The 12,642-nt window shown below is 57.9% G+C and carries 9 protein-coding genes and 1 pseudogene; 5 read left to right on the top strand and 5 right to left on the bottom strand.

All coding sequences use genetic code 11. The features are described from left to right. The coding region (locus AACS18_RS06675) for a YitT family protein (protein ID WP_108613980.1) at positions 1 to 567 on the top strand (567 nt) is incomplete at its 5' end. Between the two features lie 101 nt (positions 568 to 668). Here the strand turns inward: AACS18_RS06675 and AACS18_RS06670 are convergent. From AACS18_RS06670 to AACS18_RS06650, 5 genes are all read right to left on the bottom strand, one after another. Beyond that, positions 669 to 1,715: an ABC transporter ATP-binding protein gene (locus AACS18_RS06670; RefSeq protein WP_108613979.1), complete on the bottom strand. Its 1,047-nt coding sequence runs from the start codon at positions 1,713 to 1,715 to the stop codon at positions 669 to 671. Next, positions 1,712 to 2,770 (bottom strand): ABC transporter ATP-binding protein, encoded by a 1,059-nt coding sequence (locus AACS18_RS06665; RefSeq protein WP_108613978.1) that lies wholly within the window; start codon positions 2,768 to 2,770, stop codon positions 1,712 to 1,714. The genes AACS18_RS06670 and AACS18_RS06665 overlap by 4 nt, the downstream gene beginning before the upstream one ends. Before the next feature lie 31 nt (positions 2,771 to 2,801). Then, the gene (locus AACS18_RS06660) at positions 2,802 to 4,619 is read right to left on the bottom strand and encodes an extracellular solute-binding protein (RefSeq protein ID WP_108613977.1); all 1,818 of its coding nucleotides are present in this window, start codon (positions 4,617 to 4,619) and stop codon (positions 2,802 to 2,804) included. A gap of 149 nt (positions 4,620 to 4,768) precedes the next feature. Then, positions 4,769 to 5,812 (bottom strand): ABC transporter permease, encoded by a 1,044-nt coding sequence (locus tag AACS18_RS06655; protein ID WP_108613976.1) that lies wholly within the window; start codon positions 5,810 to 5,812, stop codon positions 4,769 to 4,771. Between the two features lie 106 nt (positions 5,813 to 5,918). Beyond that, positions 5,919 to 6,944, bottom strand: coding sequence for an ABC transporter permease subunit (locus tag AACS18_RS06650; RefSeq protein WP_031227629.1), 1,026 nt, complete (start codon positions 6,942 to 6,944; stop codon positions 5,919 to 5,921). A 739-nt stretch (positions 6,945 to 7,683) separates the two neighbouring features. Between AACS18_RS06650 and AACS18_RS06645 the strand changes: the two genes are divergently transcribed. The 4 genes and pseudogenes from AACS18_RS06645 to AACS18_RS23200 form a co-directional block, all read left to right on the top strand. Continuing rightward, positions 7,684 to 10,239, top strand: a complete 2,556-nt coding sequence (locus AACS18_RS06645; protein ID WP_108613975.1) for a TonB-dependent receptor — start codon at positions 7,684 to 7,686, stop codon at positions 10,237 to 10,239. Positions 10,240 to 10,347: 108 nt separating this feature from the next. Continuing rightward, positions 10,348 to 11,112 (top strand): DUF3450 domain-containing protein, encoded by a 765-nt coding sequence (locus AACS18_RS06640; RefSeq protein WP_108613974.1) that lies wholly within the window; start codon positions 10,348 to 10,350, stop codon positions 11,110 to 11,112. After that, the gene (locus AACS18_RS06635; protein WP_108613973.1) at positions 11,109 to 12,482 is read left to right on the top strand and encodes a MotA/TolQ/ExbB proton channel family protein; all 1,374 of its coding nucleotides are present in this window, start codon (positions 11,109 to 11,111) and stop codon (positions 12,480 to 12,482) included. Before AACS18_RS06640 ends, AACS18_RS06635 begins: the two co-directional genes overlap by 4 nt. 10 nt (positions 12,483 to 12,492) lie before the next feature. Beyond that, positions 12,493 to 12,642 (top strand): annotated as a pseudogene (locus tag AACS18_RS23200) (MotA/TolQ/ExbB proton channel family protein); the annotation flags it as partial.

The raw sequence follows: 12,642 nt of genomic DNA, 5'->3' as shown, positions 1-12,642 counted from the left end.
GTGCTGGCCCTGCTGACGGCGGCCGGCTTTGTTTCCCTCGGCATCTTTCTGTTTCATCAGGTTGGCCTGCTCACCGGCGGGACTGCCGGGCTGGCGCTGCTGCTGCAAAAGGTGACCGGCATCAGCTTCGGCCTGCTGTTTTTCGGCATCAACCTGCCCTTCTATGCGCTGGCATGGCTGCGGATGGGGCCCCGTTTTACCTTCAACACCTTTGTCTCGGTGGCGGCAGTCTCCTACATGACCGATCACCTCAACGGTGTATTGCAGATCGGCAAGATAGAGCCCCTCTATGCGGCGCTGATCGGCGGTACCCTGATTGGTATGGGGCTGCTCATTATGTTTCGCCACAAGTCGAGTCTGGGGGGCTTCAACATACTGGCGCTCTTTATTCAGGATCGCTTTGGCATCCGGGCGGGCAAGCTGCAGATGGGGCTCGATTGCGCCATTGTTGTTGCCTCGTTTTTCGTGGTGCAGCCCTGGATCCTGGCGCTCTCCATCGTGGCGGCGGTTATCTGTAATCTGGTGTTGACACTCAACCACAAGCCGGGCCGTTATCAGATTGCCTGACAAGCTGCGGCAGTGGCTCGATATTGCAAGAGTGACCCGATAGCACGAGGCGGCCTGATGGCCGCCTCGTCTGTTTCTACCCTGGGGTTTGTTCGCTGCGCCTAGCTTGCCTGCTCCAGCCTGCTGTCGCCGCTCATGGCGTTGCCACTGATGGCGCTGCCGCTGATAGCGTGACCACCGACGGCGAGCGGGGTGTGGCAGGCCACCTGATGATGGGCATCATCACACGCCTCAAGCTTGGGCACCTTGCTTTTGCACAACTCGGTCGCATGGGGGCAGCGCTGGTGGAAGTGGCAGCCGCTCGGCGGCGAGATGGGGGAGGGCACATCGCCGGTCAGCAGAATGCGCTGGCTGCGCCTGCGTGGGTCCGGTACCGGAATGGCAGAGATCAGCGCCTGGGTGTAAGGGTGGCGCGGCGCCAGATAGAGCGACTGGGCATCCGCCAGTTCGACGATCCGTCCCAGATACATCACCGCGATGCGATCCGAGATGTGTTTGACCACCGACAGATCGTGGGCGATGAAGATGATGGAGAGGTTCATCTCCCGCTGTAGGCTGAGCAGCAGGTTGACGATCTGCGACTGCACCGAGACATCGAGGGCCGAGACCGCCTCGTCGCACACCAGCAGCTTGGGCTTGAGGGCGATGGCGCGGGCGATGCCGATCCGCTGGCGCTGACCGCCGGAAAACTCGTGGGGGTAGCGATCCACTGCGCTGCCCGGCAGGCCCACTTTCGCCAGCAGCTCTTGCACCCAGCCGCGCCGCTGCTCAGTGTTGCCTTTACCGTGGATGATAAAGGGCTCCTCCAGGATCTGGCCCACGGTGTGGCGGCTGTTGAGAGATTCTGCAGGATCCTGAAACACCATCTGCATCTCCTGGCGGAGGGATCGCATCTCCTTCGGGCTGAGGGCGGTGATGTCGCGCCCCTCGAAGGTGATGGTGCCCGCGGTCGGCTCGAACAGCTTGAGCAGGCTGCGCCCGAGGGTGGACTTGCCGCAGCCCGACTCACCCACCAGCCCCAGCGTCTCCCCCTGTTTCAGGTCGAAGCTGATGCCATCCACCGCGTGAACCGTATATTGCTTGCGCAGGAATCCGCCTCCCAGCCGGAAGTGCTGTTTCAGATCCCTGACCGATAACAGAGTGCTCATACGGTCAACTCCTTCCAGTAGTGACAGGCGACATGGTGGCGCAGATTTAACTGCTCCACCGCCGGAATGGTACTGATGCAGAGATCGGTCGCATGGGGGCAGCGGTTGGAGAAGCGGCAGCCAGCGGGCATCTCGTCCAGGGCTGGCACCTGTCCCTTGATGGTCTTGAGCAGGCTCTTGGGCTCATCCTCGAGACGCGGGATCGAGCTCATCAAGCCGTGGGTATAGGGGTGACGGGGATGGTCAAACAGCTCGAACACATCGGCCTGCTCTACCGCGCGGCCGGCGTACATCACCACCACTTCGTCGCATAGCTCAGCTACTACCCCCAGATCATGGGTGATAAAGATGATGGCCATCCCGGTCTGGGCCTGCAGCTCTTTCATCAGTTCGAGGATCTGGGCCTGAATGGTGACATCCAGCGCCGTGGTCGGCTCGTCGCAGATAAGCAGGTCTGGCTCGCAGGAGAGGGCCATGGCGATCATCACCCGTTGGCGCATACCGCCGGAGAGGTTGTGGGGATAGACCGCAAAGCGCTGAGCCGGTTCCGGGATACCCACCTTCTGCAGCATGGCGATGGCCGCGGCTTTGCGCTGGGCCTTGTCGTACTCGGGGCGATGAAGGCGAAACACCTCCATCAGCTGCTCACCGACCGTCTGCACCGGGTTGAGGGCCGTCATCGGCTCCTGAAAGATCATAGAGATGCGGTTGCCGCGCACCTTGTACATCTGATCCGGCGCAAGCGACAGCAGCTCCTCCCCCTGAAAGCGGATAGAACCGGCTACCACCTGACCGTGGGGCTTGGGCAGCAGCCCCATGATGGCGAGTGAAGTGACACTCTTGCCACAGCCAGACTCGCCGACGATCCCCAGCGTCTGGCCCGGTGCCACCTTGAAGCTGACCCCGTCGAGCACCTTGATCTTGCCGTCATCGACGGCGAACTCCACCTCAAGATCGCGTACTTCGAGGATTGGGGCCTGGTGCTGGCCGTTATCAGCGGCGAACTCCCCCCCGTTATCCGGTACGTCAAGAATGGGGGCCTGAGTGTTGGGCATAACGGCTGCTCCCTTCGCAATGGCCTGAATATCAATGACGTGCATAGGTCTTGTCGAGCAGGTTGATGGGCGCCAGCGCCTCCCCTGCCTCCTTGGCGTTGCGGGTCTCTTCCTTCACCTTGGGATCGAGCCAGAGCAGACCGCCACTACTGTGAGGATAACCATCCATCGGCCAGTAGAGCAGGTCCGGTGTGTTCTTGGTGGCAGGTACCTCCGGCAGCATCACATAACGCCAGCTGCTGGCCCGCACATAGTTGAGCTGCACCCCGGGCACGAAAATGGCGAGATCATAGATGCGCTGCTGGATCTGCTGGGAAAGCTTGGCCCGCTTGGTCATGTCGAATTCGACGTTGTAGGCGTCGATCAGCGCGTCGAGCTCCTTGTCCGCTACGTTGAACAGGTTGTTGGTCTGCGGCTTGTTGGCGTTGGCGGAGTGGAAAAACTCCCAATATTGCGGATAGAGACCGCCGCCGCCCCAGCCGAGCCAGGCCGCTTCGTGTTTCTTCTCCAGCATCACCTTGAAACCGGTGGCGCCATCCACCAGGTTAAGCTCCAGATCCAGACCCGCTTTCTTGGCCTCTTCTTTCAGCACAGTCAGTCGCTTGGAGTGCTCCTGACTGGTGTAGGTGAGTGCCAGCGTCAGCCGCGCCCCCTTCTCATTTTGCAGGATGCCGTCCGGCCCTGGCTTGTTGTAGCCGCCCTTGGCAAAGTACTCCCGCGCCTTGCCGATGTCATAAGCCCGCTCCGGCAGCGTTATATCGGTGAATTCGCCAAAGCCCGAGTCGAAGGTGGAGGCTCTATCGTAGTCGCCGCGCAGCACGGTCTCGATCATCTTGTCGATGTTGAAGGCGTGCTGGATGCCGAGGCGCACGTTTACGTCCGCCAGCTTGGGGTTGGCCACATTGAGGTGCACCCCCTGACCGCCCTGTTTGGTATCGGTCATGGCCATTACCTTCTGCACGTAGCCTTTCTTGTACTCCGGGGTGACCGCTTTTTCATGCCACCAGTTGGGCAGGATCATCTCGAAGGTATCGATCTCCCCTTTCAGGAAGTGGCGGAAGGCGATGTTGTGGTCGCGGATCACCTGCACCTTGATGGTGTCGATGTTGAATCTGTGCTGGTTGTAGCGATCGTCTTTTGCCCACCAATCCTTCTGCTTGCTGAAGGTAACCGACTTGCCCTTCTTGACGTCGCTGATCACGTAGGGGCCTGTGGTGGGCACCACGGCCCAGTTGTACTGCTTCACCCAGTTGGGGGTCAGCTTGTAGTAGTGCTTGGGCTGGGGCCACAGCTCGGTGGTGTTGAGCAGGTCCATCTTGGCCTTGCGGTTGCCCGCTTTGACCATAATGGTGTGGTCGTCGATCTTCTCTACCGCTACCACTTCAGTGGTGTAGTAGTTGTTGAACCAGGGTCCCTTGATGTGTTTGGAGCGCATCATCTCGTAGCCGAAGGTGTAGTCGTCAGCATTGACCGGCTTACCATCCGACCATTTGGCTCGCGGATCCAGCTTGAAGTAGACGGTCTGGCTGTCTGGCGCGATGGCCCAGTGGGTCGCGAGCGAGGGGATGGGGTTGCCGGTATTGGGGTGGAAGCTGATGAGTCGCAACTGGTTATCGAGAATAAAGGAGCGGAACGAACCGTTGGAGTCAGGCCCCACGGTGCGGAACGTCAGCGGAAAGCTATCCACAAACATATTGAGGCTGCCGCCCGACAGCGCCTTGGGGGAGGCGAACACAGGATCCGTGTCATTGGTCTCCCATTTGAGATCCGCGGGCAGGCTGGCCGCCCAGACCCAGGATCCGTTTACCAGCACAAAGAGAGCACCTATCCATTTGATTTTATTTTTCATGTTTGACTTCCAGGTCTGGCCCCTGCACTGGGGGTCTTGATTGATAACGGGATTATCCCTTGCTCCCGGGACCGCCGATGGCGGCGGCCCGTCCTTCATTAATCACTGTTCGTTATCCGGCGCCTGCCGATGCGCTGGCATCGGCTGGCTTATTGGTAACGGGTAAATTTACGCGGATCGAACGCCTCGCGGATCGCCTCGCCGATAAAGGAGACCATGATCAGCACCAGACTCACCGCGGCCACCACCGAGCTGACGATCCAGATGGCATCCAGATTGTTGATGCCCTGGGAGAGCAGCTCCCCCCAGCTCGGGGTCGGCGGTGCCAGCCCGAAGCCAAGATAGTCGAGCGCCGTCAGGGTGGAGATATTGCCCACCACGGCGAACGGCGCCAGGGTGACGATCATCATCAGGGTGTTGGGCAGGATGTGGTTGAAGATGATCCGCCCGGTGGTCGCCCCTTGCGCCCGCGCCGCCATCACATAGTCCCGTGCCCGCTCCTTGTAGGTGAGGGTGCGCATATACCAGGTGATCCCCATCCAGCCGAACAGCACGTTGATGGCGACAAACAGGCCGAAGTTGGGCTTGGCCAGCGACACCAGGATCATGATGACGTAGAGAAACGGCACCTGGGACCAGATCTCGATAAAGCGTTGCAGGATGAGGTCGAAGCGGCCGCCGAGAAAGCCCATCAGACAGCCGATGGTGACTCCGATGGCGTAACTGGCCGCCAGCGCGATAAAGGCAAAGCCGATGGCGATGCGAAAGCCGTAAACCAGTCGCGCCAGCACGTCGCGGCCGCTGGTGTCGGTGCCGAGGAAGTGGCGCTCGGCCGCGCTGGGGGCGTAGGGTGGGTAGGCATCCTCCTTGAAATCCTGCTCGTAGGGGTTCCAGGGTACCGGCGGCAGCAGTACCCAGTCGCCCCGGCCCTCTGCGGCAAATTTGGCCTTGAGCTGGCGGTAGTTGGTCTCGTATTCGTAATCGAGCCCGAACTGCTGACCGGGGATCACATCGCCATAGGTGGGGAAGTGCAGCTGGCCCTGATAGCTCACTATCAGTGCCCGGCTGTTGACCAGCAGCTCTGCCAACAGGGAGAGCAGCACCAGGGTGGTGAAGATGATGAAGGAGTAGTAACCGCGCTTGATCGACTTGAAGCGCTTGAGTTTTTTCAAGGTAACCGGATTGAGCTTCATGGTCAGTCTCCAAACCGCACGCGGGGATCAACGAGGGCAACGCAGATATCGGAGACGATATGGCGTGATATCAGCATCGGCATGGCAATAGAGGTCTGGTTCATGGTCAATCTCCAAACCGCACACGGGGATCAACAAGGGCAACGCAGATATCGGAGACGATATTGCCAATCAGCATGAGCATGGAGGTGATGGCCAGAATGCCCATGACGGTGGGGTAGTCCCGCTCGACGATCGCCTCGTAACCGAGCAGGCCGATGCCGTCGATGTTGAAGATGGTTTCGATGAGGAAGGAGCCGCCAAAGAAAACGGTGAGCACAGACCCCAGGTGGCTGGCGATGGGGATCAGGCTGTTGCGCATGGCGTGGTCGGTGACTGCCTTGCGAAACGGCAGTCCCTTGGCCACGGCGGTACGCACATAATCGGCCGACAGGTTCTCCATCAGGCTGTTTTTCATGGTCATGGTGAGGATGGCGAAATCGCCGATTGCGTAGGCGATAAGCGGCAGCAGGGCATGGGCAAAGACGGTGCGGATCTGATCCCAACTGCTCTCCATGTACTCAAAGTCGTCCCCCGGAAAACCGCCCATCGGCAGCCACTCCAGATGGAAGGCGAAGACGGTGATGAGGAAGATCCCCACCACGTAGGCGGGCAGGGCATAAGCCATGTAGATAAGCATGGAGCTTAACGAGTCGAAGCGGCTGTTGTGCCTGAGCGCCTTCGCCACACCCAGCGGGATGGAGACCGCATAGCTCAGCAGAAAGGTTGCCAGCCCGAAGAAGGCAGTAACGGGGAGCCGCTCCTTGATGAGATCCCACACCGGCTCGTAGTAGCGGGTCGATTCGCCCAGATCCAGCACCGCCAGCTTCTGCAGCCACTCCCAATAGGCGACCAGCATCGGCTTGTCGAGACCATAGAAGGCCTTGAGCTCCTCGATCTGTTCATCGGAGAGGGCCTGCGCCCCCTTGCTGCCGCTGGAGCGGCCAGATTCATTCTGGGAAACCTGGGCTTGCAGCAGCATGCGTTCGACCGGTCCGCCCGGCACGAAACGGGTGATGGTGAAGACGAGCAGGGTGATACCGAGAAACGTCGGAATGATCAAAAGCATCCGGCGTAGGAAATACGACAGCATGGTGGAACCTCGTCCTTGTTGTTCTTTTTTGCGGCCAGTCAAATCCGGTGACGGGCCTGTCCTTCCTGGCATTACGCGCTGGATTGGTTGCCAAATAGCAGACAATCCGCTTGGCCACTGTAAAAGCTCTGCAACAAAAATCAAGTACAAGGAAATGGAAAACTGGGACAAATGACCCGCTGAGACTAAAAGCACCGAAAAATGACGTTTTTTATCTGAAAAGTGAAAATCAAAACAAAACGCTACTGCTCAACATTATTTTAAAAAATATAAACAGCTGTTTGTTTGAGTTTTTTGTGTTTTTAAGTTGTTGATTTGAAATGATTTTGTTTGGTCTGTGAAATTGAGGGAAAACGATATCATCTCGACGATTTTATCTGTTATCCCTATGAGGACGACCAAGTGCAACCCTCATAAAGTTAGTGTTTTATTCTTATTAAGGGCGATAAATCAAAATAAGATATAAACTGACAGCACGTTAACTAATAAGTTCATCAAATTTTAATTCAGCGCCACTTACGCTATTTAACAATGTTTTTACATTGCGCTGGTTGTTTTTGGCAGAATTATTCACTAATTATGCCGGTCAAAATTAATACACTCCGCTTATTCTACGCCTGACCTCGCCACACCCCTGCTCCATTGACGTCGCTAGTCAAAGATTGATAAGCCTTACACATCGCTCCAAAGAGGGCGGTATCAGGAAGCAAACAATAAACAACCAGGAAGGATATAAGCGATGCTTAGGAAGAGCAGAATCTCTGCTGCGATTGCGTTCGCCTTGGCGAGCCTTGCGGCGGCCCCATCCGTATCTGCCGAAGAAGGGCAGAACGTCGAAAAACTGCAGAAAATCAAAGTCACTGGCTCCCGTATCTCCCGTGTTGAAGTTGAGGGGGCCACTCCGGTTGTCTCCGTCAGCAAGGTTCAGATCGAACAGTCTGGTCAGCAGACTGTGGCGGATTATCTGAAACAGGCCTCCTACAACTCTTTTGGTGGTTTCTCCCCATCCTCCGGCAGCTCTGCCCAGTCACAAGCTACCGTGGGGCTGCGTGGCCTTGGGGAAGATCGCACGCTGGTGCTGCTCAATGGCAAGCGTATCGCCGGTTCTCCCTCCATGGGCGGCACCGCTATCAACCTCAACACTATCCCCATGGCGGCGGTTGAGCGGGTGGAAGTGAACCTGGATGGTGGCTCCGCCCTGTATGGTTCCGATGCCATCGGCGGCGTTATCAACGTGATCCTCAAAGAGGGTTTTGAAGGTTTGTCATTCCAGGGGCGCGTCGGTTCACCGACCGAAGAGGGTGGTGACGAGCAGAGTGGTTCCATCGTTAGCGGCATCTCGGGTGAGAAAGGCTCCTTGATGATGGTCTACGAGCACGATGTGAAAGACGAGATCTATTACAAGGATCGCGACTATCTGGCGAAAGAGGGGGCAACTGCACCGAGTCTCTATGGCCGCAATATCAAAGGGGTGGATGCCACCACCGGCAAGACGGTTACCCGCACTCTGAATGGGGTTGACTGTGAAGGCACCGGCACCGGCTTCGTCACCAAGGGCACGGCTTGCCGCTTCGACTTTGCCCAGGTCGCTGCCAAGACAGCCTCTCGTACCCGCGATACTGTCTATCTGAATGGTCGCTACCACATCAACGACAATGTGGATTTCGTGCCACAGATGATTGGTTCCCGCGTCACCAGTTTTGGTCGTTTCGCCCCGGCTGCCGGTGCCTTCACCGTGGATGGCTCCACTCCCGACAGTGCTGCAGTCCTGTCCGCCAACAACTTCAGCACCGCCAAGGCCGCGACCGTTTACTACCGCTTCAACAACGTGGGTCCCCGTGATAACGATGTGACTGACTTGACCGGTACCCTGAACCTGGGTTTTGAAGGGGTGGTGCCGACCGAAGCAGTAGGCGATCTGGAATGGAATGCCGGTTACATGTACTCCAAAACAGATAACCAGAGTACTGGTAATGGGTATGTGCTGGCCCCCGCTGTGGAAACGCAGGTCAATACCGGCAAGTTCGTTAATGGCAGCTTCTCTGATGCGGCTACCAAGGATCTTTCCTATACCACCAGTCGCAACTCCAAGATGGACTTCTTCCAGTGGTACGGCGGTGTAGGTTGGGAGATGGGCGAACTGCCAGCGGGCCCGGTCAGCTGGTATCTGGGGGCCGAGTATAACGATTGGGTTTACTCCGATACCTATGACAGCCAGTCCGAAGCAGGCAACGTGCTGGGTTCATCTGGCAACTCCGGTGGCGGTGTGCGCGATGTGTTTGCCACCTACATCGAGAGCCTGATCCCCATCACCGAGCAGATCGAGCTGAACCTTGCGGGTCGTTACGACAAGTACAGCGACTTTGGCAGCGCCTTCTCGCCCAAAGCGAGCCTGCGTTACCAGCCGCTGGATCAGCTGATGTTCCGTACCTCCTGGTCCCAGTCTTTCCGCGCGCCGGGTCTGAACGATCTCTATGCGGCGGATGCCCAGTCAGCGGACTTTGCCAAGGACTATGTCTACTGCCAGGCCAATGGCATTGCCAACTGTTCCGAAGATCAGTACATGACCACCCGTCAATCCAACAAGAATCTGAAGGAAGAGACGGCCAATACCTTCACTATCGGTACGGCTTACAATCCGCTGGACAACCTGAACCTGTCGCTCGATTACTACTACATCAAGATTGATGACGTGATCCAGCTGGCCACCACCCAGACCCAGTTCTATCAGGAGCTCAATACCGGCAGCAACCCGAACGTCATTCGTGACGCCAACGGTGATGTCGAGATGGTCTATGCCGGCATGGTCAACCTGGGGCAACTCAAGACCAGTGGTATCGACTTCAAGGCGGACTACAAGTACGACTTCAACTCCTTCACCCTGCGTTACGACTTTGGCAGCACTTACATCCTGAAATATGAGGAAGGTCTGTTCGCTGGCGGCCCAATGGTCGACAAGAAGGGCTGGAATGGCAAACCCGACTTCCGTTTCAACTCCGGGATCGGTGCCAACTTCCCGCAGCTGTGGAATCTGGATACCTACCTGAGCACCAACTATATCGACTCCCAGAGCCAGGACTATGTGGATGACAAGGAAGAGGGCCATATCGCTTCCAACACCATCTGGAACCTGAACGTGGCGGTCGATACCAGCTGGAATGCCAAGATCCAGACCGGTGTGAAGAACATGTTCAACCGCGGGCCTTCCCTGTCCAACGATGGTTTCACTTACGATGAATACCTCTACGGCATCGACGGTCGCGTCTACTACATCGACTACACCCAGAAGTTCTAATCAACCCCGTTGATATACAACCTCAGCCGGCCCGGTCGGGCCGGCTGTGCCCAACGTCCAAGGAAGTTACGGAGATAGGGTAATCCTATGAAGACAAGGACCATTACAATGAAGAAAGCGCTCCTTGGCAGCCTGGTTTCGGCCGCCTTGTTGACCAGCTTCAATCTGAGTGCCGCCACTGCCGGTCAGGCCGTGGACGCTCAAGCCGCCACCAATAATGCATCCAAAGTTTCCCAGCAGAAGATCGACAGCTATGCCGACTCTGCCGAATCTGCGCTGGCCCAGTACAAGGCGGCTCTGCGTCAGGTCGACAGTCTGCGCACCTACAACGAGCAGGTAGGCAAGATGGTCGATTCCCAGACCACCGAGCTGGCGTCGATGCAAAAGCAGATCGCCCAGATTGACCAGACCAGCACCGAAGTGGTGCCCCTGATGCTCAAGATGATCGACTCCCTCGAGCAGTTTGTGGCGCTGGATCTGCCGTTTCAGAAGGTCGAGCGCGAGGACCGCGTAGCAGCCCTGACCGACCTGATGAACCGGGCCGATGTCACCATCTCCGAGAAGTACCGCAAGATCCTGGAGGCTTACCAGATCGAGGAGGGCTTCAGCCGCACCATCGAATCCTACAAGGCGAGCCTGGACAAGGATGGCAGCGAGAAGACCTACGAGTTCCTGCGCGTTGGCCGCATCGCGTTGCTTTACCAGTCCCCGGATGGCAATGAGACCGGCATGTGGAACAAGAAGACCCGTCAGTGGGAAGAGTTGCCCCAGGAGTATCGCAGTGCGGTTGAACAGGGCCTTCGCATCGCCAAGAAGCAGGCGCCTCCCGCGCTGATCAAGCTGCCGGTTCAAACTGCGGAGAAAGCATCATGAAAGGAATCAAACTTGCTATTGCCTCCCTGATTGCGGGAGCAACCCTGGTCACCCTGCCGGTGACCGCCGCCGAAAAACCGGTGGATCTCAATGCGCTGCTGAATCAGGTCAAGGCCTCCAGCCTGAGCGAATCCCAACTCAACAAGGAGCGGGAAGCCCGCTTCCTGGCTGACAAGAACGAGCAGGGGGCGCTGCTGGCCAAGGCCAAGGCCGAGCTGGCAGCCGAAACCGCCAAGGGCGAGCAGCTCAAGGCGACCTTTGATGCCAACGACAAGCAGCTGACCGAACTGACCGAAACCCTGCGCCAGCGTTCCGGCAACATGGGCGAGATGTTTGGTGTGCTGCGTCAGTTCGCCGGTGAGTTCAAGGGGATCTTCAACGCCTCCGCTCGTCGGGTCGAGCATCCGGAGCAATCCGCCCTGCTGACCCGTCTGGCCGAGAGTAAAGAGCTCCCCTCCAGCGATGATCTGGAAGCGTTCTGGACCACCACCCTCAGCCGCATGGTGGACGGTGGCAAGGTCAGCCAGATCCCGGCGACCGTGGTCTATGGCGAGGGCAACCAGGCCGAGAAGACCGTCACCCAGATCGGTGAGTTCAACACGGTGTCCGAAGGCAAGTACCTCACCTTCGTGCCGGAGACCGGCAAATTCGAGCAGCTCTCCCGTCAACCTGACAAGGGCGTGCTGGAACCGATCGCCGAGTTTGAACAGGGCGGTGACGGGGTCAAACCCATCTTTATCGACCCGTCTCGCGGCGTGATCCTCTCCCTGCTGGTGCAGTCACCGACTCTCAAGGAGCGGATCGATCAGGGTGGTGAAGTGGGTTACGTCATCATGGTGCTCGGCGTGCTCGGTACCCTGCTGGCCATCTTCTGCGGTATCCGGCTGTCGCTGATCGGCTCGTCCATGCGCAAGCAGCTGAAATCCGATCAGATCATCAAGGGCAACCCCATTGGTGACATGCTGGGGGCCTACCAGAGCCATCGCGGTGACAACATCGAGGATCTGGAGTCCAAGCTCGACGAGATCATCCTGCGCAACGTGCCCAAGTTCGAGAAGGGTATCAGCATCATCAAGCTGATCGCCTCCGTCGCACCGCTGCTGGGCCTGCTCGGTACCGTAGTGGGGATGATCGCCACCTTCCAGGCCATCACATTGTTCGGTACTGGCGATCCCAAGCTGATGGCGGGCGGTATCTCCGAGGCGCTGGTGACCACCATGCAGGGTCTGGTCGTCGCGGTGCCCATGCTGTTCCTCTACACCATTGTGCAAACCCAGAGCCGTCGTCTGATCCAGGTGCTGGAAGAGCAGAGCGCCGGTTTCGTCGCCCGTTATCAGGAACGTCTGCACGCCTCCAAAGCCGCAGCGTAAGGAGTCACCCATGTGGTTCTGGTTGATTGAAGAAGTCGAGTCGGTCCGCCGGTTTTTGGGATTGGGGGGCGATGTACTGGTCGCCCTGTTTTTCCTGACCCTGATGATGTGGGCCCTGTTGCTGGAGCGCTGGATCTACTTCATGGCTGTCTATCCCAAG

The organism is Aeromonas sp. HMWF015 (assembly GCF_963878965.1).
GTDB classification, from domain to species: Bacteria; Pseudomonadota; Gammaproteobacteria; order Enterobacterales; family Aeromonadaceae; genus Aeromonas; species Aeromonas veronii.
The sequence above is the reverse complement of the archived record's forward strand: the minus strand, read 5'-3'. Positions and strand labels throughout refer to the sequence as shown.

What these genes read in the sequence shown, in the direction of transcription:
- AACS18_RS06645 (WP_108613975.1), top strand. Translation starts at nt 7,684, where the DNA reads ATGCTTAGGAAGAGCAGAATCTCTGCTGCGATTGCGTTCGCCTTGGCG.
- AACS18_RS06635 (WP_108613973.1), top strand. Translation starts at nt 11,109, where the DNA reads ATGAAAGGAATCAAACTTGCTATTGCCTCCCTGATTGCGGGAGCAACC.
- AACS18_RS06655 (WP_108613976.1), bottom strand. Translation starts at nt 5,812, where the DNA reads ATGAAGCTCAATCCGGTTACCTTGAAAAAACTCAAGCGCTTCAAGTCG.
- AACS18_RS06660 (WP_108613977.1), bottom strand. Translation starts at nt 4,619, where the DNA reads ATGAAAAATAAAATCAAATGGATAGGTGCTCTCTTTGTGCTGGTAAAC.
- AACS18_RS06670 (WP_108613979.1), bottom strand. Translation starts at nt 1,715, where the DNA reads ATGAGCACTCTGTTATCGGTCAGGGATCTGAAACAGCACTTCCGGCTG.
- AACS18_RS06665 (WP_108613978.1), bottom strand. Translation starts at nt 2,770, where the DNA reads ATGCCCAACACTCAGGCCCCCATTCTTGACGTACCGGATAACGGGGGG.
- AACS18_RS06640 (WP_108613974.1), top strand. Translation starts at nt 10,348, where the DNA reads ATGAAGAAAGCGCTCCTTGGCAGCCTGGTTTCGGCCGCCTTGTTGACC.
- AACS18_RS06650 (WP_031227629.1), bottom strand. Translation starts at nt 6,944, where the DNA reads ATGCTGTCGTATTTCCTACGCCGGATGCTTTTGATCATTCCGACGTTT.